Genomic DNA, 23,329 nt, shown 5'->3' on the forward strand with positions numbered 1-23,329 from the left:
GATCCTCGCCCGGAACCGGTCGAACGGTCAGTGGTTCAGGAACTTCGTCGTCACCGAGATGACGATGATAATCGCCAGGACGAACGGGATCTCATTGACCATCCGCCAGAACTTTTCCGAACGGACGTTCTCGCCCCGCTCGAACTTCTTGCGCGACGCCGACAGGAAGCCGTGGAAGCCATAGAGGCCGACCAGGGCGACAAGCTTGGTCGCCATCCACGGCTCGGCCAGGAAGTTCCAGCCCCGGATCTGGGCGTCGGCCAGGATCAGTCCAACACCAAACAGCGCCGTGGCGATCGAGGCCGGATTGATGATGCCCCGCAGCAGCCGGCGCTCCATCACCTTGAAGGTCTCGTCCATCTGAGAGCCCAGCTCGGCCTGGGTGTGATAGACGAACAGGCGCGGCAGATAGAGCATCCCGGCCATGAAGGCGATGACCGACAGGATGTGAAGGCCCCGCACCGCATTGAAGTGGGCCACTAGGAAATCGGTCATGCCGAGGCCGCCTCTTTGCACGGACAGTTCGTTTCGCCACACCGCCAATCGCTACCCGGTATGACCCCGGTCTTGCCGAGCGCCTGGCGAACCATCCCGGCCAGGCCGGAGATGAACTCCGGCGCGACGCCTAGGGCCGGCACGCGGATGTAGGGAGCGACCCCGGCTTCCTGGGCCAGCTCGGCATATTCGTGGTCCAGTTCGACCAGGGTCTCGACATGCTCGGAGACGAAGGCGATCGGGGTGACGATCAAGCCCTTCCCTTCCGCGCCGGCGCGGCGGATCTCGTCGTCGGTCGAGGGGCCGATCCACTTCAGCGGTCCCACCCGGCTCTGATAGCAGACGGTCCAGTCCAGCTCGGCCGGAAGTCTGGCCGCCACCGCCGCGGCCGTGGCCTCGATCTGCTTCTGGTAGGGGTCGCCGCCCAGGATGACCTTCTCCGGCAGACCGTGGGCCGAGAACAGCAGGCGCGTATTCGCCGGCGAACCCGCCTTTTCCCAGGTGTCTCGGATCAGGCGGGCGTGCGCGTCCACGAGCTTGGCTTCGTTCGGATAGCAGCAGATCGTCGTCTGACGACCGCCGCCCGTATAGGTTTTCGTCCAGGCCTTCAGCGAGGAGCCGGTCGTGGTCTCCGAATAGTGCGGATAGAGCGGCAGCAGCACGATCTCGTCCGGCGCGAAGGCCTTGACCTGCTTGGCGGTCTCGCCGGTCAACGGGTGCCAGTAGCGCATGGCGATGAAGCACTTGGCCTCCACGCCCGGCAGGCTCGCAGCCAGTTCGGCCTCCAGAGCCTTGGCCTGCTTTTCCGTTTCCGGCAGCAAGGGCGAACCGCCGCCCATGATCGCGTAGTTGGCCTTGGCCATCTTCTCGCGCGTCGTCGAGATCAGGGCCGCCAGCGGATAGCGGATCAGGGCCGGGGCGCCGATGATCGCCGGATCGCGAAACAGGTTGAACAGGAACGGCCGCACCGCGCGCGGACCATCCGGCCCGCCGAGATTGAACAGGACGACGGCAAGCTTCTTGGTCATTGGCCCACCTTCTGGCCGGTCACCCGTTCCAGCACCAGCTCGACATTGGCGATCGGCGTGTCCGGCAGGATGCCATGGCCCAGGTTGAAGATGTAGGGACCCTGGTTCCACTGCTCCAGCAACTGGTCGACGCGACGCAGCAGCGCATCGCCGCCGGCCCGCAGCAACAACGGATCCAGCGCCCCCTGGATGGTCTTGGTCTTCTGGATCGACTGGCCCAGCTTGGCCGAAGCCGAGGTGTCCAGCGCCACGCCCTGCACAGGAACCTTGGCCGCGTAGTCCTCGACCAGGGTCCCGGCGCCGCGCGGGAAGCCAATGATCGGAACGGTCACGCCCCGCGCCCGCAGACCTTCGATGATCCGGATATGCGGCTGGGTGACCAGACGATCGAACAACGGCTCGGACAGGCCCTCGGCCCAGCTCTCGAACAGCTTCAGGGCCTGGGCCCCGGCGTCGACCTGCATGGCCAGGTAATCAACCGTCGAGTCGACCAGCACCTGGATCAGGGCGTCGAGCAACTCGGGGTTCTGGTAGGCGTAGGTCCGCGCGCCGCTGCGATCGCTGGAGCCCTTCTCGATCATGTAGGTCGCCACGGTCCAGGGCGCGCCGGCGAAGCCGATCAGGGCCTTGGACGGATCGAGCGCTGAGCGAACCCTCGTCAGCGTCTCCCCGACGAGCTTGAGGGCCTCGCCCGCAGTCCCGGCCCTTTCGGCCATGGACTCGATCGACGGCATGTCTCCCAGCTTCGGACCCTCGCCGGCCTCGAACCAGACCTTCTGGCCCAGAGCGCCCGGGATCAGCAGGATGTCGGCGAAGACGATCGAGGCGTCGTAGGGAAAACGGCGCATCGGCTGCAGGGTGACTTCGGCCGCCTTCTCCGGATCGAAGCAGAAGCTGATGAAGTCCGGAGCCGTGGCGCGAACGGCGCGATACTCGGGCAGATAGCGCCCCGCCTGGCGCATGAACCAGATCGGAGGGTTCGTGTGTTTCTCGCCGGACAGGGCGGAGAGAAATTTCGGGGTCGGAGCCTGAGACGTCATGGCTCGGGTTAAAGCCCGGCGCGCGTCCGGGCTCAAGCCCGTAAGGCCCTTAAGACCTTCCTCTCATATCTTAATAAGAATTTAAGATTGAAAGAGGGGGTTGGAGGGCAACTGCACAGTGGGGAAAACCCCTGACGGGCGAGTGACTCGCACAGCAGATTCCTCGTTACCCCCAGCCCTTCCCACATGGGGTTAAGGATCTGTTAATCATGTGGACAGACCGGCAAGCCCCTTGAAGGCCTTAACAAAATCTTAACGCGCGGAGGCGGACGAAAGTCCCTCAGCGAGACTCTGTCCCGAGCCTTGGACAGTCTGAATTCACCTATCGGGGGATGCGGGGCGAGCCTGGGGATGGTACGCGAGCAATGCGACCGTTGATCACAGCGGCGCCGTGTCACGACGGCTTGGAGGCCATTCGGCGCCCGGGCGTCCCCAGAGGCAGGCCAATTGGTTAAACAACCGTTAACGGATGATCCACAGGAGACTCTGGCTCAGGGGGAAGCGGAGAGGCTGCCGCCGCGCTTCGCCACCTACTTCCATATCCACCTGGTGTCCGACTCCACCGGCGAGACCCTCAACGCCATGGCGCGCGCGGTCTGCGCCCGGTTTACCGACATCCTGCCCATCGAACATATCTACGCGCTAGTTCGTTCGACCCGGCAGCTGGATCGGGCGCTCGAGGAGATCGGCGGAGCGCCCGGGGTGGTGATGCACACCATCGTCGATCCCGGCCTGCGCGCGGCTCTGGAAGAAGGCTGTCGCAAGCGGGAAATGCCCTGCATCGCCGCGCTGGATCCGGTGATCAGCGCCATGTCGCGCTATCTGGGCGCGCGGATCTCGACCCGGGTCGGCGCTCAGCATGCCCTGACCAACGACTATTTCGATCGCATCGAGGCGCTGGACTACGCCATCGCCCATGATGACGGCCAGGGCGGCCAGGACCTGACCCAGGCCGACGTGATCCTGGTCGGCGTGTCGCGGACCTCGAAGACCCCGACCTGCATCTATCTGGCCCACCGCGGCGTGCGGGCCGCCAATGTGCCTCTGGTTCCCGGCCGGCCACCGCCGCAGGATCTGTTCGAGCTGAAGAACACCCTGATCGTCGGCCTGATCACCTCGCCCGATCGGCTGATCCAGATCCGCCGCAACCGCCTGCTCTCTCTCAAGGAGAACAGGGAGAGCGACTATGTCGATGGCGACGCCGTTCGCCAGGAGATCATCGCCGCCCGCCGCCTGTTCGAGCGGATGAACTGGCCGGTGATCGACATCACCCGCCGCTCGGTCGAGGAGACGGCGGCGGCGGTGATCAACCTGCTGTCGGGCGGCCGCGGCAAGGTCGAGGTCCTGGGATGACCCCTATAACCCTCGCGTCCAAGAGTTCGGCGCGTCAGATGATCCTGAAGAACGCCGGCGTCGCCTTCGAGGCGGTCAGTCCCGGCGTCGACGAGGACGCGGCCAAGGCCGGCCTGCTGGCGGAGGAGGTCACCCCGCGCGACATCGCCGACGCCCTGGCCGAGATGAAGGCGGTCAAGGTCTCGGCCAGGCGCCCGGGCCTGGTGATCGGCGCGGATCAGACGCTCGATCTGAAGGGCAAGCTGTTCGACAAGGCCGAGACCCTGGCCCAGGCGCGTGATCATCTGCTGGAACTGCGCGGCCAGACCCACAAGCTTCACTCGGCCGTGGTCGTGGCGCGCGACGGCCAGCCGATCTGGCGGATCGTCGAGAGCGCCAAGCTGTCGGTGCGGCCGTTCAGCGAGGCCTGGCTCGACGCCTATATCGAGCGCCGGGGCGAGGCCCTGCTGTGGTCGGTCGGGTGCTACGAGCTGGAGAGCGAGGGCGTGCAACTGTTCGACGCCGTGGATGGCGACTATTTCACCATCCTGGGCCTGCCGCTGATCGGCCTGCTCGACTTCCTGCGTCTTCACGGAGCCCTTCCCGCATGACCTGGACGATCTCGGGAGCCGCCATCGTCGGCGGCGTCTGCGGCGCGCCGATCAAGCATTCGATGAGCCCGCTGATCCACAATGCCTGGATCCAGGCGGCGGGGCTCGACGCGGCCTATGTTCCGTTCGCGCCCGGCGTGGACAATTTCGAGGCCTTCGTGAACGGCTACCGGGGCGGCGCGATCCGGGGGCTGAACGTCACCATCCCCTTCAAGGAACGCGCCCTCGCGGTCGCCGATTACGCCAGCGACCTCGCCAGCATGGCCGGCGCGGCGAACCTGCTGATCTTCGAGGCGGACGGCTCGATCCATGCCGATAATACCGACGGGCCGGGCCTGTTGGGCGCCATTGCAGAACAGGCGTCTGGCTTCGACGTCTCGGCCGCGCCGGTCGTGATCCTCGGCGCCGGCGGCGCGGCGCGCGGCGCGACCGCCGCCCTGCTTCTGGCGGGCGCGCCCGTGGTCCGGATCGTCAATCGCACCGTCGGGAGGGCTCAAGAGCTGGCCGACGCCTTCGGCGACAAGGTCGTCGCGGCCGGCGAGCCGGACCTTCCGGCCCTGCTGGCCGATGCGGGCCTCGTCATCAACGCAACCTCGCTGGGCCTGGGCGGCGGCGAAGGCCCTGCGGCGGATCTGGCCCTGACGCCGGAGACGGCGGTGATCATGGACATGGTCTACAAACCGCTGCGCACCGAATTTCTCCGCCGCGCCCAGGCGGCTGGTCGTCGCACCGTCGATGGCCTGGAGATGCTGCTGCGCCAGGCTGTGCCGACCTTCGAGCGGATGTATGGCGTGGCGCCGCCGGCCGAAGTGGACGCGCGCGGCCTGTTGCTGCGCCTTCTTGGAGAGGCCTGACATGTTGATCCTGGGTCTCACCGGTTCCATCGGCATGGGCAAGTCAACGACTTCGACCCTGTTTCAGGCTGAGGGTGTGCCGGTGTACGACTCCGACGCCGCCGTCCATGCGCTCTATGCCAGCGGCGGCGCGGCGGTTGGGCCGGTCGAAGCGGCCTTCCCCGGCGTGGTCGTCAACGGCGCGATCGACCGGGCCAGGCTCAGCGCCCAGGTGGTCGGCGATCCGGAGGCCCTGGCCAAGCTGGAGACGATCGTTCACCCGCTGGTCGGCGCCCATCGGATCGGCTTCTTCGAGACCGCCCAGGCCGAGGGCCATGAGATCGTGGTGCTGGACATCCCGCTCCTGTTCGAGACCGGCGGCGAGAAGAAGGTCGACAAGGTGGTGGTGGTCTCGGCCCCGGCCGACGTCCAGCGCGCCCGCGTCCTGGCCCGACCCGAGATGACGCCGGAAAAGTTCGAGGCGATCCTGGCCCGCCAGACGCCCGACGCCGAAAAGCGCGCCCGCGCCGACTTCGTCATCGACACCAGCCAGGGCGTCGAGCACGCCCACGCCCAGGTCCGCGACCTTCTGACTCTGTTGAGAACTCCCGGCTCCGCTTGAAGCCCATCACGAACGGCGGCATTGAAGGGTCATGGCCCGGGAAATCATCCTCGACACCGAAACCACCGGCTTCGATCCGAAGACGGGCGACCGCCTGGTCGAAATCGGCTGCATCGAGGTCCTCGACTTCATGCCGACCGGCCGCTCGTTCCATGAATATTGCGACCCGCTGCGCGACATGCCGGCCGAGGCCGAGAAGGTCCACGGCCTGTCGTCGGCGTTCCTGACCGGCAAGCCGAAGTTCCACGAGATCGCCGACAAGTTCATCGACTTCGTCGGCGACAGCGTCGTGGTCGCCCACAACGCCGCCTTCGACCGCTCGTTCGTCAATTTCGAGCTGGAGAAGTGCGGCCGCGCGCCAATCCACGAGGAGCGCTGGATCGACACCCTGGCCATGGCCAAGAAGCGCTTTCCGGGCATGTACAACTCGCTCGACGCGCTGTGTAAGCGGTTCAAGATCAGCCTCGACAGTCGCGACAAGCACGGGGCGCTGATCGACTCGCACCTGCTGGCCGAGGTCTATCTGGAACTGCAGGGCGGCAAGGAACGCGCCCTGGAGCTGACCCACGTCGAGGCCCTGTCGGTCTCGGCCGCGATCCAGGGGTCATACGGCGCCCGGCCCCGTCCGCTGGCGCCGCGCTCGACCGACGCAGAGCGCGAGGTCCACGCCGCCTGGATCCGCAAGAACCTCAAGGACTCGGCGCTCTGGATCAAGCAGGGCTTCGTGGCGGCCGAGGGCTGAAGCCCGATCTCTTCTAACGCCCTAAGTGCCTCGGCTCGCTCGTGCAGGCGAGCGCCGGCCGGCTGCCTGTGGTCCTCAATCTCGCCGGGTGAGACGCGACCTCTGCATCTGAAGTCGATTACACAAGTAGGATCAGTCAAGATCAATAAATAACGAGGTTACGCCAATATCGGCAGGTCCTCGCAGGCATCTCTTCAGAGCAAACGGCTCCGATAGGTCATATTGTCGCGGATAGTGATGTATTAATCACGAATTCACCGGCAGAGACGATCCAATTCGCCCAACAATTCCAGTTTTCTCGCGAAACGGGGCGAACCTATATGCGAAAAATCTTCTCACTGACCCTGCTCGCGGCCTCGATGATGGCCAGCGTCGCCGCCGCGCAGGATGCGCCCAAGACCGACGTCACGCTCGATGAGCTCAAGGCGCAGATCCTGGTCATGCAGCAACGGCTTCAAAGCCTTGAGGCCAAGGCCAGCGCGCCGCCGGTCGCCGCGCCGGCGCCAGCCAAAACCCCGGCCCCGGCCACCACTCAGATCAAGTGGGAGAACTCCCCGCGCTTCACGGACTCCAGCGGCGCCACATTCAAGCTGCGGGGCCGCCTGTCGATCGACGGCGTCAACGTCAATGTCGATCGAAAGACCACCGCCTCCTACAAGTCCCGCCAGTTCAGGGCTCGGCAGCTGTTCCTTGGCGCCGAGGGTCAGGTCGGCGCGTGGGCCTATCGCATCGAGGGCGGCGCGGCGAACGGCTCCAGCTGGGGCTGGGACGACGCGGTCATCGAATACAAGACCAAGAGCGGCATGCTCTTGACCCTGGGCAACCAGAAGGTTGGCGGTCTGGAGAGCCTGACCTCGATCAAGACCATCACCTTCATGGAGCGTGGCCCGTTCGGCGACCTGACCGACACCGGCTTCGTCCTGGCGGCCCAGGCCACCAAGATCGGCGCCAACTGGTCGCTGCGCGGCGCTCTGCAAGGCGACTCGATCAACAAGGCCGACGTTTCGGCCGGCGCCTATGACGCCAACAACGCCAAGGAACGCTCGGGCTTCATGGTCCGTGGCACCTGGGCGCCGATCATGACGGCGACCGACACCGTCCACGTGGGCGCCTCGGCGCGCTATCGCAGCACGGGCGGCGAGACGGGCTTCACCTATTCGGCCGCGGCCAACACCGCCTATCGTCCTCAGACCTCAGCGGGCGGCGTGCTGCTGTCCAGCGGCGCCGTGGGTAAGAGCGATACGACCGTGGGCGTCGAAGGCGCCTGGACGCACAAGGCCGTCTCGCTGCAGGGCGAAGTCGCGCAGATCAAGGTCAACCGCGTCACGACGGCCCAGAGCGCGGCCAATGGCGGCAAAGACTTCAACATCGTCACCGGCTACGCCCTGGCCAGCTGGTTCCCCACCGGCGAGACCCGCCCGTACAACCCCGGCGGCCAGTTTGGTCGCATCAAGGTTCTGCATCCGATCGATAAGGGCGGCATGGGCGCCTATGAACTGGCGGCGCGCTACGACTATGCCGATCTCAGCAAGATGAGCCCGAACAGCGTGGCCACGCTGGCCAGCCAGACAGGCCTGGCGACGGCCGGGACCTACAAGGGCCTCACCGTCGGCGTGAACTGGTATCCCTACAGCAACGTCCGCCTGATGGCGAACCTCACGAAGGCGAAGATCAACAATCGCCTGATCGGCGCTGTTCAGAACGACGCCAATGTGACTGTTCTCCAAGCCCGCATGCAGATCGAATTCTAATTAGCTGCAAAACAAATCTTCCCGTCGGTCAGGAGTCGCCGGATGTCTTGCGTGAAGAACATCTCGATCCGTAAAAAAATCATGCTGTCGTTCGGCCTGCTGCTGGCTGCGGCCGTGGCGATGATCGTCAGCGTCTTCCTGCAGCTCACGAGCATGCAGGCGGCCATCCGACTGAACGATGAGAGCAAGTTGATCATCGAACAGACCCATACTGCCGAGAAGGGGGCCCTGCGCGTGAACTCCCAGATGCGCGGGATCCTGCTGACGGGCAGCGCCAAGTACATGAAGTCCTACGACGAGGGCCTGAAGGGCTTCGACGACGCGATCGCCAAGCTCGAGACCCTTAACCTGACAGATCAGGAAGCGGCTGACTTTAAGAAGGTGAAGGCTGACTGGCGGACCTGGATGGACACCTATGGCAAGCCGCTGACCCTCGCGGGCCTCGACCCCGCTCGCCAAGAAGAGGGTCGTCAGACCCTCATCATGGCCGGCGACAAGGCCCGGGTGACCCATATCATCAAGCGCATGGGCGAGATCCGCTCGGCCGAGCAGGCCCGGATGGCCGTGCGTGAAGCCGCCCAACACAAGGCGATCTTCTCGTCGGTCGCCATGCTGGTCGGCGGGGGCGTTGGCCTGCTGGTCATTGCTCTGGGCATGGGCTGGCAGCTGACGATCCTGGTCGCCGCACCCGTCGGCCGCATGACCGAGTCGATGATGCGCCTGGCCGATGGTGACTTCGAGGTGGAGACGCCCGACCGCGATCGGGCCGACGAGGTCGGTTCGCTGTCGCGCGCTTTCGAAACCTTCAAGGAAAATAGCCTCAAGGCCATCCGTCTTGAGCGCGAGACCAGCGCCATGCGCGAGGCGGGCGAGGCCGAGCGCGCCAAGGCCGAAGTCCAGAAGGCCCGCGAGGCCGCCGAGGACCGGGCGGTGATCGAGGCCCTTGGGCGGGGGCTGCATGCCCTGTCGACGGGCGACCTGACCCATCGCATCACCGATCACATGGCGCCGAAGTCCGAGCAGTTGAAGGAGGACTTCAACGCCTCCATCGCCAAGCTGGAGATGGTCATCACGGGGGTTCGCCATGCCGTCATGACCATCAGCGGCGGCTCCCGCGAAATCTGCGTGGCCTCCGACGACCTGGCCCGCCGCACCGAGCAACAGGCCGCCAGCCTGGAAGAGACCGCCGCGGCGCTTGAAGAGATCACCGCCACCGTCAACAAGACGGCGGAAGGCGCGGGTCACGCCCGCACCGCGGTCAGCGGCGCCAAGACCGACGCCGAGAACGGCGGTCAGATCGCCGGGCGCGCCGTTGTCGCCATGAACGAGATCGAGCAGAGCTCGCGCCAGATCACCCAGATCATCGGGGTGATCGACGAGATCGCCTTCCAGACCAATCTTCTGGCCCTGAACGCCGGCGTTGAGGCGGCGCGGGCCGGTGAGGCCGGTCGCGGCTTCGCGGTGGTCGCGCAGGAGGTTCGGGCCCTAGCCCAGCGCTCAGCTGACGCGGCCAAGGAGATCAAGTCCCTGATCAACCTGTCGACCAACCAGGTCACCGTCGGCGTCGACCTCGTTGGACAAACCGGCAAGGCGCTGGAGAGCATCGTCGCTCAGGTTCTCGATGTCAGCACCATCGTGCGCGAGATCGCCGCCTCGGCTCAGGAACAGGCTAGCGGGCTCCAAGAGGTTAATGTCGCCGTCAACATGATGGACCAGGTGACGCAGCAGAACGCGGCCATGGTCGAACAGTCCACCGCCGCCAGTCACGGACTGGCGACCGAGGCCGACGAGTTGGCGACTCTGATGAGCCAGTTCAAGGTCAGCGAGATGATGAACCGCAGCGTCCAGGCTCGGGCGGCTTAGAGCGATACGCTAGAGCTTCAAGTCCGCCGTTACCGGGGCGTGGTCGCTGGGACGTTCCCATTCCCGGACGGTGTCGTGGACGCGCGAGGAGACCTTGCCGTCCACGATCGCCGCGTCGCGCAGGCCGGGGCTCGCCAGGATATGGTCCAGGCGCAGGCCGCGGTTGGATTTACGGAAGTCGGCGGCGCGATAGCTCCACCAGGAAAACAGCTTTTCCGGCTCCGGCGTCGCCAGGCGCGGCAGGTCCAGCAGATTCATCGACTTCATCATCGCGTCGAAGGCCTCGAGCTCGGCCGGCGTGTGGCTGACGACCTTCAGCATCTGGCGGTGACTCCAGACGTCGTTTTCGCCCGGCGCGATATTGAGGTCGCCGGTGACGATCAGCGGGGCCTTGGGGTCGCGCTTCTTCAGGGCGGCGGTCAGGGTCTCGTAGAAGTCGAGCTTGTGGTCGAACTTCGGATTGCCGATGCGGTCGGGCGTGTCGCCGCCCGCCGGGATGTAGAAGTTCTGGATGTCGACCCCGGCCACCTTGACCGCGACGCAGCGCGCGTGGCCCTCGCGGCAGTTCATCAGGGTCGGGACATCCTCGAACGGCAGGCGCGAGGCGATGGCCACGCCGTGCCAGCCCTTCTGGCCGGCGATCTTCAGGTGCTTCAGGCCCATGGCCTCGAAGGCCTCGCGCGGGAACTCGCCCTCCTGGCACTTGATCTCCTGCATGCACAGGACATCCGGGGCCTGCTCGTCGACGAAGCGGGCGGCCTGTTCGGCGCGGAGGCGGACGGAATTGACGTTCCAGGTGGCGATACGGAGGCGCATGGCTTGCCTCTATCGCGGTTTAACGAGCCCGGAAAGAAAAACGCCCCAACGCAGGGGCGCCAGCCGGCCACCGGCCGGCATCCTTAAAGAAAAACGCCCCAACGCAGGGGCGTTGGGGCGAAAGTCTAGTCTCTCATGCCGCCGCCGGGAGGGGATAGGATCCGGCACGGTTTGCGAAGAGCGGGTCGGTCGCTCAGCGCCATGCGTGTTAAATATGCCACTTCGAAACTTTAAGTCAAGCCCGCAAGCGGTTGATTCTTGCATGTTGTCGTAATGTCACATTCAGGGCGCGCGAGCGTCCTGAACAAGAAAGGCTCTATTTGCCGACCTTGCGGCGGGGATCCGTCAAGACGAAGAGCTTGGGATCCAGGTCGGAGGTCTCAGCGAAATCGATCAGGCGCACCCGGATCTGGCCGCCCTTGATGTCCGTGACCGTCCAGCCCATCAGGCCGACGGGCGAATTGGAGAAGTCCATCGAGATGCGGCCCAGCGCCTGGCGCTTGGCGTCCTGGGCCACGATGGTGAAGCCGTCGGCCAGCGGCCGGACGTCGGTGATGGTCACGCCGCGATCCAGGCGGACCTCGCGCGCCAGCAGCAGGTTCAGCGGCGTCTTGCTGAGCGGATAGCTCTCATAGGTCTTCAGCCGGCTGTCGAAGATGTTGACGTTATTACCGTTGCTGACGACCAGAAGGCCCGCCGGCGGATCGTAGGCGAACCGCGCCTTGCCCGGGCGCTGCATGTAGAAGGCGCCTTGCGTCTGGGTCCCGCGCGCGTCGGTCTGCACGAAGCGGCCCTTGGCCGAGCCCAGGCCCTGGATATAGGCGGTGGCCTTGTCCAGCAGGGCCTTCTGCTCGGCGGTCAGGGCGGCCGGGACGGGCTTGGCGTCTTGCGCCAGCACCGGAGAAGCGATGGCGGCGGCCAGGCCGGCCGCCAGAAGAATACGGCGAGTGGTCATGCGATCTCCTTAGCCGCAACCTTGGCCTGCGCGAAGGCCGCCGCAAGGCCATTTTCCGGCGCTCCGATGAAGCGCCGTTCAGGTTGGGATGCTGGGAACGCGTCCAAACGGTCAAGGTTTCCCCTCATCCCGCTCTCTCCGGCGAAAGCCGGGACCCAGACTCATCCTGAGCGTCAGATATTAAGGCGCCCTCCGCCGAGGATCGACGAAGGACGCCCTGGGTTCGATCTGGACCCCGGCTTTCGCCGGGGAGAGCGGATCAGAAATTACATGGGCGGTGGCGGCGGGGCCAGGATCTCGCGCTTGCCGGCGTGGTTGGCGGCGCCGACGACGCCTTCCTTCTCCATCCGCTCCATCAGCGAGGCGGCGCGGTTGTAGCCGATCTGCAGGCGGCGCTGGATGTAGCTGGTCGAGGCCTTGCGGTCGCGGGTGACCACGGCCACGGCGTGGTCGTAGAGATCGTTGGACCCGCCCTCGCCTGCGAACGCGCCCTCGATGGCCTCTTCCTGCTCTTCGTCGCCGCCGGCGGTGACCTCTTCCAGGTACTGCGGGATGCCCTGGTCGCGCAGGAACTTGGCGACCTGCTCGACTTCGCCGTCGGAGACGAACGGACCATGCAGGCGGGTGATGCGGCCGCCGCCGGCCATGTAGAGCATGTCGCCCTGGCCCAGCAGCTGCTCGGCGCCCTGCTCGCCCAGGATGGTGCGGGCGTCGATCTTGCTGGTGACCTGGAAGCTGATCCGGGTCGGGAAGTTGGCCTTGATGGTGCCGGTGATGACGTCGACCGACGGTCGCTGGGTGGCCATGATCAGGTGGATGCCGGCGGCGCGGGCCATCTGGGCCAGACGCTGGACGGCGCCTTCGATGTCCTTGCCGGCCACCATCATCAGGTCGGCGACCTCGTCGATGACCACGACCAAGTAGGGCATGGCCTCGGGACGGATCTGTTCGGTCTCGTAGATCGGACGGCCGGCGTCGTCGAAGCCGGTCTGGACGGTGCGCTCGAAGTGCTCGCCCTTGTCCAGGGCCTCGTTGGCCTTCTCGTTATAGCCGCCGATGTTGCGCACGCCGATCTTCGACATGCGGCGATAGCGGTCCTCCATCTCGCGGACGGTCCACTTCAGGGCGACGACGGCCTTCTTCGGGTCGGTCACGACGGGCGCCAGCAGGTGCGGGATGCCGTCATAGACCGACAGTTCCAGCATCTTGGGGTCGATCATGATGAAGCGGCACTTCTCGGGCGGCAGCTTGTACAGGATCGACAGGATCATGGCGTTGACGCCGACCGACTTGCCCGAGCCGGTGGTGCCGGCGATCAGCAGGTGGGGCATCTTGGCCAGGTCGGCGATATAGGGCTCGCCACCGATGGTCTCGCCCAGCGCCATGGGCAGGATCTGGCTGGCCTTCTCGTAGTCGGCGCTGGACAGCAGGTCGCGCAGATAGACCGTCTCGCGCTTGGAGTTCGGCATTTCGATGCCGATGGCGTTACGGCCCTGGGCCACGGCCACGCGGCACGAGATCACGCTCATCGAGCGGGCGATGTCGTCGGCCAGGGCCACGACCCGCGCGGTCTTGACGCCCGGGGCCGGCACCAGCTCGTACATGGTGACCACGGGGCCGGGGCGGATCTGGTCGATCTGGCCCTTGACGCCAAACTCGGCCAGAACGCTTTCCAGCAGCCGGGCGTTCTGGCGCAGGGCGCCGGCGTCGACTTCCGACGAGCGTGGCTTGGCCTTGGCCAGCATGGCCAGTTCGGGCAGTTGGAAGCCGGCGTCCTCTTCGAAGGCGAAGGCCTTCTGCTGCTCGCGCGCTTCGCGGCCCGACTCCTTGGGCACGGTCTTGGGCTTGGCGATCGCCATCGGGCGGGCGTCCAGCGAGTCTTCGAAGTCGTCCTCGTCGTCCTGCGGCGGCGGGGTGTAGGCCCGCTCCTGTGCGCGCTGCGACACGGGGGTCGGCGCAGCGGCGACCACGGCCTCGTCGTCATCGGCGTCAATCGGCGGCAGGCGGCCCGGCCGTTCGCGCTTGGGCGCGGCCTCGGCCTTTTCCCGCTTGGCGCGGGCGGGCTTGGGGGCCGGTTCGGTCACGGGCTCGGGCTCGGCGCGGACGCGGGGCTGCAGGGCGTTGCTGACGGCGTTGTGGATGGCGTCGGGATCGACCTCGCGCACGCCGATGGCGAAGCCCAGGGCGACGAGGGCCGCGACCGCGAACAGGATGGCGGCGACGATCGTCGCGCCGGGAATGTGGGCGAAGCGCAGAACGCCGGCCACCATGTGCAGCAGGGCGTCGCCCCAGAAGCCGCCCAGGCCCTTTTCCAGCTGCCAGATCGCGGGCGGCGGAGGCGCGGCCAGGGTAGCGGAGAGCGCCAGCAGACCCAGGACGCCGACACCGGCGCGCTGGCGCAGGTCCTTGCGCTCGGCGTCCGGGTCGGCCTGGGCCACGCGGGTGACGCCGAAGACCAGCATGAACAGGGCCACGCCCCAGCCGGACAGGCCCAGAGACTGCATCAACAGGTCGGCGATCGCCGCACCGGGCGCGCCCAGGGCGTTGCGGGCCGGCTCGCCGGTGGCGGCGTTCAGGCTGGGATCGGTGGCGTTGTAGGTGGCGATGGCCAGCAGCAGCACGGCCCCGATCACGGTGATGATCCCGCCTCGGAACCGGGCGGTCCAGGGCTGGACCCAGCCGTAACGGATCGCATCCCACAGGAGCTCCGTCGTGGATCGCCGCGCGGCTCGCGCCATGAAAGTCTCCGAACTCAACTCGTCGCGTGGACCCGTGGAAGGGGTCGAACCGCGATGTTGTGCCCGAAGAGCGTTAAGAGGCGTTTACGGCGTTCGTCAGGAAATGATTCATGAGGGCGCGGATTAGTCGCGTTGAGAGTACCGGACCTTCGCTAGCCAGCGCCCGCCAAAATACGTCGCCCAGAAAAGCGCTGTACCGGCGATGAAAAACCAATTGGATTCGGAAAAGGCCGGCGGTGCGAAGAAGGTCGAGTAGACAATGAAGCCCGCCATGGCGACCCAGCAGACGACCGGGATACTTCTGATCCAGGCCCAGATCATGCTTGTTCGAACGTCACCGGCCCACCCCAGAACCCCTGCACCAGGCCGTTCTGCGGACCAGGCGTCCCCGTGGTCAGGAACGCTCGGCCACCACCAGTTCCGGTGACGTAGTCCGGATGGCGTTCCAGATAGAGCTCCAGCGCGTCGGCGGTGGCCTCGGGCTGCTGGATCAGCGGGGTGCCGGCCGGCAGGGCGGCGCGAAACAGGTCGGCGATGATCTCATAGTGGGTGCAGCCCAGCACCACGCGGTGCGGATAGCGGCCGATGCGGGTCTTCAGCGCTTCGACATGGCTCTCGACCGCCTTGGCCAGTTCGACCACCGAGGCGTCGCCTTCGATCAACGGCACCAGCTCCGGGCAGGCCTCGGAGAATACCGCCAGGTCCTGCTTCCGCTTGTCGATCTCGATCTCGTAGACGCGCGAGCGCACCGTGGCCTGGGTGGCGAACACGCCCAGAATGTCCAGCTGCTCGACCTTCTCGCCGCGCCGCTCGGCCTCGTGCTCCCACGGCAGGCCGGTGGCCTTCTCGATGGTCGGGACGATGATGCCCAGGATGTTGACCGGCCGGCCGATCTCCTTGCGGTAGCCCGGCAGCCAGGTCTGCTGCAGGCGGCGCAGGGCGATGGCCGAGGCGGTGTTGCAGGCCAGGACGACCAGGCTGGCGCCGCGGTCGAACAGGCGGATGCAGCCGGCCTTGGTCAGCTCGACGATCTCCTCGCCGGTGCGCACGCCGTAGGGCGCATGGGCCTGGTCGGCCAGATAGGTGAAGTCCGCCTGGGGCAGACGCTGCACGAGGGCGCGGTGGACCGTAAGCCCGCCCACGCCGGAGTCGAAGACGCCGATCATGGGGCAAGCTGTAGCCGCCAAAGCCGGCCTCGTCCACGGACTGGGCGCGGATCCGAAAAAGGTTACGCGGCTGTCATGTGACACGCCCCGGAACCTTGTTAGGGTCCCTGCCAAATCTTCACCGGAGACACTCCGTGCAACGTCGTACATTCCTGGCCTCGGCCGCCGCCACCGGCGCGGTCGCCGCCCTCAATCCGAGTTTATCCATGGCCCAAGCCAATACGTCTTCGGGAAGTAATCCGATGACCCAGAAATGGGTCGGCCCCTATGGCGGCGTGCCGGCCTTCGACCAGGTCAAGGTCGCCGACTTCAAGCCGGCCCTGGAAACGGCCATGGCCAGGAACCTGGCCGAGATCGACGCGATCACCGCCAACAAGGCCGCGCCGACCTTCGACAACACCATCGGCGCGCTGGAAGACGCCGGCCGGATGCTGAACGATGTCTCGACCTATTATGGCATCTGGGGCTCGACCATGAGCACGCCGGAGTTCCAGAAGGTCGAGGAGGAGATGGATCCGAAGCTCTCGGCCCATGGCGACAAGGTCAACCAGAACGCCGCCCTCTTCGCCCGCATCGAGGCCGTCTATACTTCGCCGGACAAGGCCAAGCTGACGCCGGAGCAGCGACGCGTCCTCTGGATCTACTATACCAACTTCGTGCGTTCGGGCGCCAAGCTGAGCCCCGAGGCCAAGGCCCGGGTCGGCGCGATCAACACCGAGCTGGCCGGCCTCTACACCAAGTTCAGCCAGAACCTGCTGGCCGATGAAAGCACCTGGATCGAGCTTTCCGACGCCGACCTCGCCGGTCTGCCCCAGGGCCTGAAGGACGCCGCCGCCTCGAACGCCGCCGCGCGCAAGCTCCCGGGCAAGTTCGTCGTCGTCAACACCCGCTCCAGCGTCGACCCGTTCCTGGCCGCCTCGCCGGTCCGCTCGGCCCGCGAGAAGGTCTGGCGTGCTTTCGTCAACCGCGGCGACAACGGCGGCGCGACCGACAACAACGCCATCATCGCCAAGATCCTGAAGCTGCGCGTCGAGCGCGCCAAGCTGCTGGGCTACAAGACCCACGCCCACTGGCGCCTCGAGAATTCGATGGCCAAGACGCCCGAGAACGCCATGGCGCTGATGGAGGCGGTGTGGACCCCGGCCATCGCCCAGGTCGCCATCGACGTCGCCGACATGCAGGCGATCATCGATAAGGAGGGCGGCGGCTTCAAGCTGGAGCCGTGGGACTACCGCTTCTACGCCGAGAAGGTCCGCCTGGCGAAGTACGCCCTCGATATGAACGAGGTGAAGCCATACCTGCAGCTGGACAAGCTGCGCGAGGGCATGTTCTGGGCCTCGGGCCAGCTGTACGGCTTTGAATTCAAGAAGCTTTCCGGCATCCCCGTCTATCACGAGGACATCACCGTCTATGAGGTGACCCGCGCCGGCAAGCATGTCGGCCTGTGGTACTTCGACCCCTATGCCCGTCAGGGCAAGCGCTCGGGCGCCTGGATGAACGCCTACCGCACGCAAGAGCGGTTCAAGGGCGAGATCACCACGATCGTCTCCAACAACTCCAACTTCATCAAGGGCAAGCCGGGCGAGCCGCTGCTGATCTCGTGGGACGACGCTGTCACCCTGTTCCACGAGTTCGGCCACGCCCTGCACGGCCTGAACGCCAACGCGACCTATCCGTCGGTGTCGGGCACCAACGTGGCGCGCGACTATGTCGAGTTCCCCAGCCAGCTGAACGAGCACTGGCTGCCGACGCCGCAGGTGCTGAACCAGTTCGCCCTGCATTATCAGACCGGCAAGCCGATCCCGCAGGCCCTGGTCGACAAGATCGAGGCCGCCGGCAAGTTCGGCGAGGGCTTCGGCACGACCGAATATCTGTCCAGCGCCCTGATCGACATGAAGCTGCACCTGGCCGGCGACGTCGACATCGATCCGGACAAGTTCGAGCGCGAGGAGCTGGCCAAGCTGAACATGCCGCACGAGATCGTCATGCGTCACCGCACCCCGCAGTTCGGCCACGTGTTCTCGGGCGACGGCTATTCGGCTGGCTATTACAGCTATCTGTGGGCCGACACCCTGACCGCCGACGTCGCCGAGGCCTTCCAGGAGGCGCCGGGCGGCTTCTACGACAAGCCGACCGCCAAGCGCCTGTATGAGACGATCATGTCGAAGGGCAACGCGGTCGACCCCGTCGACCAGTTCCGCGCCTTCCGCGGCCGTGACGTGAAGATCGGAGCCCTGATGCGCAAGCGCGGCTTCCCGGTTCCGCCGGGGGCTTAGGCGTCGGGTTTCCCTCTCCCCTTGCGGGAGAGGGTGGCCCGCGTAGCGGGTCGGGTGAGGGGTTGAAGAAAGAGACCGCCGCGACAGCCTCACCGCCGTCGCGGCGTTTCTGTTTGTGCGACCCCTCATCCGTCAGCTGCGCTGACACCTTCTCCCGCAGGGGGAGAAGGGCTAAATGGGCTTCGGGGCCTAAGGAGTATTCATGGCTGCGCCCAAGCTCGTGCCTCTGGCCCTCTGTCTGGCTTTCGCCACCCCTGCCCTCGCCCAGACCGCGCCTCCCCCGCCTTCCACGGTCGAGCTCGGCCAGGCCCCGGCCCAGGACGAGAGCGCGGTGGTCGCCGAGTTGACCGTGGTGGCCAAGCCCAGGGGCCCGGCGATCTGGCTGGTCGAGAAGGATGGGGCCAAGCTCTACATCCTTGGCTCGGCCGCCCCCCTGCCCCACCAGCTGAAATGGGAAAGCCCCCGCCTGAACAAGGCCTTGGACAAGGCCAGCCTGGTGCTGGTCCCACCGCAGGCGGCGGTCGGCGTCACCCAGGCGGCGGGCTTCCTGCTCAGCTTCGGCGGCGGCCTGCGCCAGCCGATGGGCAAGGCGCTGGAGGATCAGCTGCCGCCCGACCTCAAGGCGCGCTTCGTCGAATCCCGCAACCAGGCGCGCAAGGGGGCCGGCGAGTACAAGAACTGGAAGCCGGGCGTGGCGGGCTTCCTGCTGCTGTCGGATTTCCGTCAGGCGGCCGGCCTCTCCGAAGCCAAGCCGGTCAGCACGGTCGAGCGGATGGCCAAGGCCCGCAAGCTCAAGGTCAAGGCGGTCGGCCAGTACCGGATGAGCGCGGTGACCTCGATCGTGTCGAAGCTCTCGCCAGAGGATCAACTGTACTGTCTGCGCGTGGCTCTGGACGAGATCGCCTATGACGGCGCCCATTCGACCACGATCGGCCAGGATTGGGCGGAGGGCGACCTGGGCTCGGTCCGCGCCCGCTACCGCGCCAGCGGCGCCCAGCGCTGCCTGCTGCGCGCGCCGGGCGGGCCGGCCCTGCTGGAGAAGGGCGTCGACCAGACGACGCAGGCCATGACGGACGCGCTGAAGCGTCCTGGCGTCACCGTGGCGGTGGTCGATCTAGGCTTCCTGCTGCCGGCCAACGGCGTGCTGGATCGGCTGAAGGCGGGCGGCGCGACGGTCAGTTCGCCGGTCGAGTAGCCGGCGTTGACGCCTGCCCACCCTGCCCTCAACCTCGGTCAGGGAGGGACCTCACATGAAGACGATGATCGCCGCCGCTGCCCTGGCGCTGCTGGCCGCCGGCGCCGCGCGCGCCGAAGTGGCGGACGCCCAGCCCAACGACTTCGAGGTCCGCCATCAGGTGGTGATCGCCGCACCCGCCAGCGCCGTCTGGGCGACGCTGGTGCAGCCGTCGAAATGGTGGGCCTCGGCCCACACTTGGTCGGGCTCGGCCGCCAACCTGTCGCTGGGCGCGGCTTCGGGCGGCTGCTTCTGCGAGCGCCTGCCCAACGGCGGCTCGGTATTGCACATGACCACGGTCAATGCCGCGCCGGGGCAGAAGCTGGTTCTGGTCGGCGCGCTGGGTCCCTTGCAGAACTCTGGCGCAAGCGGAGCCCTGACCTTCCTGCTCGCCGAGAAGGACGGCCAGACGACGGTGACCGTCACCTACGACGTCGGCGGCTATTTCAAGGGCGGCCTCGACAAGATCGCCGCGCCCGTCGACGGCGTCCTGGGCCAGCAGGTGGCCGGGCTCAAGGCGGCGGTCGAGGCGAAGTAGCCAAGAAAAAGCCCGCCGGACCAGAAGGTCGGCGGGCCATGGTCTCTCAGGGTTCGAGGCTCAGGCGCTTTCCGCCAGGCCCTCGTCCGAAGCGCCCAGCAGCGCCATCTGCAGGCGCGAGCGGTCGCGGCGGGCCGCTTCCAGAGCGCCTTCGGCCATGGCGTTTTCCGAGGTGAGGCGCTCGATCGTGGCCTGCAGCTCGGCGACCTTCTCCTCGTGTTCGCGACGGATCTGGTCCTGGGCTTCCTGCATGCCATCGAGGCGGGCGCGCAGTTGCTGAGCCCGTTCCTCGGCGCGCTTCATCGCCTTTTCCTGGGCGACGGCGCTCTTGGCCATCTGGTCGGCGCGCTCGATCGCGGTGGCGCGGGCGGTGTCGACGCCGGCGTGGCGCTGGCGCAGGCCTTCCGAATCCTCTTCCAGCGTGCGGATGCGTTCCAGGGCGCGTTCCAGCGCGACGTTGAGGTCGCCGGCGCGGCGCTCGACGGCCTTCTGGTGCGCGGAGGACTCGGCGAGGCGGGCCGAGATCTGGGTGTTCATCTCTTCCAGCTTGTCGGCGCGGCCGGTGGCGGTCTCCAGGCGGGTCTGCAGGGCCGAGATCTCGGCGCGAGCCGCCTCGACCTGGCTTTCCAGGCCGCGGATGGTGCGACCGCTGTCGGTCTGGTGGGCCGACAGGGCGTTCTCGATCGCCTGCACACGGGCGCGTTCGCCGGCCAGCTGGGCTTCGAGGTCGGTTTCGATGCGCGACAGGCGCGCCACGTCCAGGCCAGCCTGGTCGACGCGCTTCTTCAAGGTCGCGACTTCATCGCCCAGCAGGGCGTTGTCCTGGTTGGCGCGGGCCAGCGCCGCCTCGGCGTCGCCGCGACGGGTGTCGATGTCCTGGGCCTGGACGCGCAGGCCTTCGACGTCCTGCACCAGGTGCTCGATGCGGGCGGTCGAGTCGCGCAGGGAGGCGTCGAGGCTGGAGACCTTCAGATCCGACTGCAGCAGGGCGTTGCGCAGGCGGTCGATTTCGAGGGCGTTGTCTTCCAGCGCCGCGTCCTGGGTCTGGCGGCGGGCGTCGGATTCGCCAAGGGCGGTTTCGGCGGCGGCCAGGCGGGCGCTGACTTCGCGCTCCTCGGCCTGGATCTGGGCGACCTGGCGCTGGGCGTGCTCGTAGTTGGCGCGCAGGGCGATCAGTTCGGCGTGCTCGGCGCGGCGTGCGTCGAATTCCTGCGCCACCGGACCGCGAATCTCCGCGATCAGCGGCTCGATGGCCTTCAGGTGCTCCATCACGCGGCCGATGCTGTCGAGCCCGCCGTGAATGGTCTCGTAGCGCTGGCCGATCGCCTGGGTGGATTCGATCTGGTGCTGTACGGCCTCGACACGGGCCTCTTCACCCAGAACAGCCGGCTTGGCGTTCTTGTTATCGCGAGGATTCTTCGACAGCAGTCTCATATCGCCCACCTTCACCCCGTGCGACCCCATCGCGACCTGAAAGGCCGCCTTGCGAACGCCGCGAATCTCTTACCCAGAGGTTAACAACCTAGTTTATTGGCAAGGTGAATGTCGAGGGGCGGACACCGCGACCTGGCGTCGCGCACGCGCCTCAGAAGCCCGAAAACTGGGGACGATCTGGCGTCTCGACCGCCAGCACCCGGCCGACCGCGTTAACCACTGCGGCGATGCGTAGGGCGGCCTGGATCTGGACGGGCTCCACGCCGCGTTTGCGCAGCTCGGCCTCATGGCTGTCGAGGCAAGCGCCGCAGCCGTTGATCGCCGACACCGCCACGCACCAGAGTTCGTACTCGACCGCCGACACGCCGGAAGGGGCCAGTCGGTTCATCCGCAGGTGCGAGGGCAAGGCGCCGTAGTCGGGCGCTGTCATCAGGTGAACGGCGCGGAAATAGACGTTGGTCATGGCCATCATCGCCGCAGCGGTCTTGGCCGCCGTGAAAGCCTCGGACGAAACGCCCGCCTCATGGGCGGCGATGGTGATCGCCTTCAGGGTCTCGGGCTCGCCGACCGCGCAGGCGCTGGCGACGAAGCAACCCCAGCGCGCCTGATCGCTCAGCACGGTCTCGCCGGCCAGGACGGTCAGGTTGGTTCCCAGGTCCTTGGCGTAGGCGGGCAGTTGGGCGCGCAGGGCGTCGATCGGCATGAGGCGCTCCGAAGGTCTGGAGCGGGCTTAGCATCGTGGGAAAGGTTCGTCCCGGTCCGCGCCGCTGGGAGGGGAGGCGCGGGCGGACCGGGTTCAACGGGCTGGGGTCCGGCGTCGGTGGGGGAGACACGCCGGAACTTCACCGCCGGACTGAGATAGGTTCCGATCGAGCAGATAGCCAATCGATAGTTTTTGGCTTTCCGATAGATGACGCCTATATCAAGGCCATGCTCCTCCCGACCCTGCGCCAGCTGCAATATCTGAAGCTCCTCTCGGAGCACGGCTCGTTCAGCCGGGCGGCCGAGAGCGCCTATGTCACCCAGCCCACCCTGTCGGCCGGCATCCAGGAACTGGAGAAGATCCTGGGCGCGCCGGTGGTCGACCGGGCTCGTTCGGGCGTGATCCTGACCGCCGCCGGCCAGGAGGCGGTGCGACGGGCGGAAGACATTCTCGCGAGAGCCGAGGACCTGGTGCAGGCCGCGCGGGGCGCGGGCCAGCCGCTGGCGGGCCGGTTCCGCCTGGGCGTGATCCCGACCGTGGCGCCCTACCTGCTGCCGCGCGCCCTGCCCGTCCTGCGCGATAGGTTCCCGAAGCTGAAGCTCTTCCTGCGCGAGGACCTGACCCAGCGGCTGATCGCGGCTCTGAAGAGCGGCGCCCTGGACGCGGCCCTGATCGCCCTGCCCTACGACATGTCCGGCCTGGACTGGGCCCATGTCGAGGATGACGAGCTCCTGGCCGCCGCCCCGGCCAACCATCCGATGGCGGCCTCGACCCGGGTCGATCCCGACAGCCTGCGGGGCGACGATCTGATCCTGCTGGAAGACGGTCACTGCCTGCGCGACCACGCCCTGGCCGCCTGCGGCCTGGAGCCGCCGCGCGGCGTCGGCGACGACGAGACCTTCGCGGCCACCTCGCTGCCGACCCTGGTGCAGATGATCGGCTCGGGTCTGGGCGTCTCTTTCCTGCCGGCCATGGCGGTCCACGCCGGCCTGACCGACAAGACCGCCCTGACCATCCGCCCGCTAGCGACCGAGCATCCCAGCCGCGAGATCGTGGTGGCCTGGCGGGCGGGCTCCAGCCGGGGCGTCGAGGGCCGGCTGCTGGCCGAGACCCTTCAGGAAACCGCTTAGAGCCTGTCCGGTTTAGATGGAA

20 protein-coding genes are annotated in these 23,329 nt (G+C 66.9%); 11 read left to right on the top strand and 9 right to left on the bottom strand.

The features are described from left to right. Nucleotides 1-27: 27 nt before the first annotated feature. The 3 genes from CSW62_RS24385 to hemE are packed head-to-tail and all read right to left on the bottom strand — an operon-like array spanning nt 28 to nt 2,563. On the bottom strand, nt 28-495 hold the full coding sequence (locus CSW62_RS24385) for a CopD family protein (RefSeq protein WP_099582052.1): 468 nt from the start codon (nt 493-495) through the stop codon (nt 28-30). Beyond that, nucleotides 492-1,523 (bottom strand): ferrochelatase, encoded by a 1,032-nt coding sequence (gene hemH, locus CSW62_RS24390; RefSeq protein WP_099582053.1) that lies wholly within the window; start codon nt 1,521-1,523, stop codon nt 492-494. The genes CSW62_RS24385 and hemH overlap by 4 nt, the downstream gene beginning before the upstream one ends. Continuing rightward, complete coding sequence (gene hemE / locus CSW62_RS24395) at nt 1,520-2,563, bottom strand: uroporphyrinogen decarboxylase (protein WP_099582054.1); 1,044 nt, start codon at nt 2,561-2,563, stop codon at nt 1,520-1,522. Before hemE ends, hemH begins: the two co-directional genes overlap by 4 nt. Nucleotides 2,564-3,010: 447 nt before the next feature. Between hemE and CSW62_RS24400 the strand changes: the two genes are divergently transcribed. From CSW62_RS24400 to CSW62_RS24430, 7 genes are all read left to right on the top strand, one after another. After that, complete coding sequence (locus CSW62_RS24400; protein WP_099582055.1) at nt 3,011-3,916, top strand: pyruvate, water dikinase regulatory protein; 906 nt, start codon at nt 3,011-3,013, stop codon at nt 3,914-3,916. Then, nucleotides 3,913-4,506: a Maf family protein gene (locus tag CSW62_RS24405; RefSeq protein ID WP_099582056.1), complete on the top strand. Its 594-nt coding sequence runs from the start codon at nt 3,913-3,915 to the stop codon at nt 4,504-4,506. The genes CSW62_RS24400 and CSW62_RS24405 overlap by 4 nt, the downstream gene beginning before the upstream one ends. Beyond that, nucleotides 4,503-5,360, top strand: coding sequence for a shikimate dehydrogenase (gene aroE / locus CSW62_RS24410; RefSeq protein ID WP_099582057.1), 858 nt, complete (start codon nt 4,503-4,505; stop codon nt 5,358-5,360). The genes CSW62_RS24405 and aroE overlap by 4 nt, the downstream gene beginning before the upstream one ends. 1 nt (nt 5,361) lies before the next feature. Beyond that, nucleotides 5,362-5,961 carry a dephospho-CoA kinase gene (gene coaE, locus CSW62_RS24415; protein ID WP_099582058.1) on the top strand — a complete coding sequence of 200 codons (600 nt, stop codon included), beginning with the start codon at nt 5,362-5,364 and terminating at the stop codon, nt 5,959-5,961. A gap of 31 nt (nt 5,962-5,992) precedes the next feature. Continuing rightward, entirely contained in the window at nt 5,993-6,703 is a 711-nt protein-coding gene (gene dnaQ / locus CSW62_RS24420) for a DNA polymerase III subunit epsilon (protein WP_099582059.1), read from the top strand. Nucleotides 6,704-7,023: 320 nt separating this feature from the next. Next, the gene (locus CSW62_RS24425; protein ID WP_233206770.1) at nt 7,024-8,454 is read left to right on the top strand and encodes an OprO/OprP family phosphate-selective porin; all 1,431 of its coding nucleotides are present in this window, start codon (nt 7,024-7,026) and stop codon (nt 8,452-8,454) included. 42 nt (nt 8,455-8,496) lie between these two features. Next, nucleotides 8,497-10,317, top strand: a complete 1,821-nt coding sequence (locus CSW62_RS24430) for a methyl-accepting chemotaxis protein (protein WP_099582060.1) — start codon at nt 8,497-8,499, stop codon at nt 10,315-10,317. 9 nt (nt 10,318-10,326) lie between these two features. Here the strand turns inward: CSW62_RS24430 and CSW62_RS24435 are convergent, their stop codons facing one another. The 4 genes from CSW62_RS24435 to CSW62_RS24455 form a co-directional block, all read right to left on the bottom strand. Next, entirely contained in the window at nt 10,327-11,133 is an 807-nt protein-coding gene (locus CSW62_RS24435) for an exodeoxyribonuclease III (protein WP_099582061.1), read from the bottom strand. A gap of 316 nt (nt 11,134-11,449) precedes the next feature. Next, the gene (locus tag CSW62_RS24440; protein WP_099582062.1) at nt 11,450-12,088 is read right to left on the bottom strand and encodes an outer-membrane lipoprotein carrier protein LolA; all 639 of its coding nucleotides are present in this window, start codon (nt 12,086-12,088) and stop codon (nt 11,450-11,452) included. 266 nt (nt 12,089-12,354) lie between these two features. After that, entirely contained in the window at nt 12,355-14,844 is a 2,490-nt protein-coding gene (locus CSW62_RS24445) for a DNA translocase FtsK (RefSeq protein ID WP_199170692.1), read from the bottom strand. A gap of 299 nt (nt 14,845-15,143) precedes the next feature. Continuing rightward, nucleotides 15,144-15,992, bottom strand: a complete 849-nt coding sequence (locus CSW62_RS24455; protein ID WP_099582065.1) for a glutamate racemase — start codon at nt 15,990-15,992, stop codon at nt 15,144-15,146. Between the two features lie 134 nt (nt 15,993-16,126). On the opposite strand from CSW62_RS24455, the gene CSW62_RS24460 reads away from it, so the two are divergent. The 3 genes from CSW62_RS24460 (at nt 16,127) to CSW62_RS24470 (ending at nt 20,040) form a co-directional block, all read left to right on the top strand. Then, nucleotides 16,127-18,268 carry a M3 family metallopeptidase gene (locus tag CSW62_RS24460; protein WP_099582066.1) on the top strand — a complete coding sequence of 714 codons (2,142 nt, stop codon included), beginning with the start codon at nt 16,127-16,129 and terminating at the stop codon, nt 18,266-18,268. Between the two features lie 202 nt (nt 18,269-18,470). Further along, the gene (locus tag CSW62_RS24465; RefSeq protein ID WP_099582067.1) at nt 18,471-19,463 is read left to right on the top strand and encodes a TraB/GumN family protein; all 993 of its coding nucleotides are present in this window, start codon (nt 18,471-18,473) and stop codon (nt 19,461-19,463) included. A 55-nt stretch (nt 19,464-19,518) separates the two neighbouring features. Beyond that, nucleotides 19,519-20,040, top strand: a complete 522-nt coding sequence (locus tag CSW62_RS24470; RefSeq protein WP_099582068.1) for an SRPBCC domain-containing protein — start codon at nt 19,519-19,521, stop codon at nt 20,038-20,040. A gap of 60 nt (nt 20,041-20,100) precedes the next feature. Here CSW62_RS24470 and creS read toward each other — a convergent pair whose 3' ends face one another. Together creS and CSW62_RS24480 are read right to left on the bottom strand one after the other, a co-directional pair. Beyond that, the gene (gene creS, locus CSW62_RS24475) at nt 20,101-21,474 is read right to left on the bottom strand and encodes a crescentin (RefSeq protein WP_099582069.1); all 1,374 of its coding nucleotides are present in this window, start codon (nt 21,472-21,474) and stop codon (nt 20,101-20,103) included. Nucleotides 21,475-21,625: 151 nt separating this feature from the next. Continuing rightward, the gene (locus CSW62_RS24480) at nt 21,626-22,177 is read right to left on the bottom strand and encodes a carboxymuconolactone decarboxylase family protein (protein ID WP_099582070.1); all 552 of its coding nucleotides are present in this window, start codon (nt 22,175-22,177) and stop codon (nt 21,626-21,628) included. Between the two features lie 227 nt (nt 22,178-22,404). Between CSW62_RS24480 and CSW62_RS24485 the strand changes: the two genes are divergently transcribed. Then, the gene (locus tag CSW62_RS24485; RefSeq protein ID WP_099582071.1) at nt 22,405-23,307 is read left to right on the top strand and encodes a hydrogen peroxide-inducible genes activator; all 903 of its coding nucleotides are present in this window, start codon (nt 22,405-22,407) and stop codon (nt 23,305-23,307) included. Nucleotides 23,308-23,329: the final 22 nt, after the last annotated feature.

The sequence above is a fragment of the Caulobacter sp. FWC2 genome, from assembly GCF_002742625.1.
Lineage (GTDB): Bacteria > Pseudomonadota > Alphaproteobacteria > Caulobacterales > Caulobacteraceae > Caulobacter.

Bases quoted from the DNA above. Each gene is read 5' to 3' on its own strand.
- CSW62_RS24385 (WP_099582052.1), bottom strand. From the start codon at position 495: ATGACCGATTTCCTAGTGGCCCACTTCAATGCGGTGCGGGGCCTTCAC.
- hemH (WP_099582053.1), bottom strand. From the start codon at position 1,523: ATGACCAAGAAGCTTGCCGTCGTCCTGTTCAATCTCGGCGGGCCGGAT.
- hemE (WP_099582054.1), bottom strand. From the start codon at position 2,563: ATGACGTCTCAGGCTCCGACCCCGAAATTTCTCTCCGCCCTGTCCGGC.
- CSW62_RS24405 (WP_099582056.1), top strand. From the start codon at position 3,913: ATGACCCCTATAACCCTCGCGTCCAAGAGTTCGGCGCGTCAGATGATC.
- aroE (WP_099582057.1), top strand. From the start codon at position 4,503: ATGACCTGGACGATCTCGGGAGCCGCCATCGTCGGCGGCGTCTGCGGC.
- coaE (WP_099582058.1), top strand. From the start codon at position 5,362: ATGTTGATCCTGGGTCTCACCGGTTCCATCGGCATGGGCAAGTCAACG.
- dnaQ (WP_099582059.1), top strand. From the start codon at position 5,993: ATGGCCCGGGAAATCATCCTCGACACCGAAACCACCGGCTTCGATCCG.
- CSW62_RS24425 (WP_233206770.1), top strand. From the start codon at position 7,024: ATGCGAAAAATCTTCTCACTGACCCTGCTCGCGGCCTCGATGATGGCC.
- CSW62_RS24430 (WP_099582060.1), top strand. From the start codon at position 8,497: ATGTCTTGCGTGAAGAACATCTCGATCCGTAAAAAAATCATGCTGTCG.
- CSW62_RS24435 (WP_099582061.1), bottom strand. From the start codon at position 11,133: ATGCGCCTCCGTATCGCCACCTGGAACGTCAATTCCGTCCGCCTCCGC.
- CSW62_RS24440 (WP_099582062.1), bottom strand. From the start codon at position 12,088: ATGACCACTCGCCGTATTCTTCTGGCGGCCGGCCTGGCCGCCGCCATC.
- CSW62_RS24455 (WP_099582065.1), bottom strand. From the start codon at position 15,992: ATGATCGGCGTCTTCGACTCCGGCGTGGGCGGGCTTACGGTCCACCGC.
- CSW62_RS24465 (WP_099582067.1), top strand. From the start codon at position 18,471: ATGGCTGCGCCCAAGCTCGTGCCTCTGGCCCTCTGTCTGGCTTTCGCC.
- CSW62_RS24470 (WP_099582068.1), top strand. From the start codon at position 19,519: ATGAAGACGATGATCGCCGCCGCTGCCCTGGCGCTGCTGGCCGCCGGC.
- creS (WP_099582069.1), bottom strand. From the start codon at position 21,474: ATGAGACTGCTGTCGAAGAATCCTCGCGATAACAAGAACGCCAAGCCG.
- CSW62_RS24480 (WP_099582070.1), bottom strand. From the start codon at position 22,177: ATGCCGATCGACGCCCTGCGCGCCCAACTGCCCGCCTACGCCAAGGAC.
- CSW62_RS24485 (WP_099582071.1), top strand. From the start codon at position 22,405: ATGCTCCTCCCGACCCTGCGCCAGCTGCAATATCTGAAGCTCCTCTCG.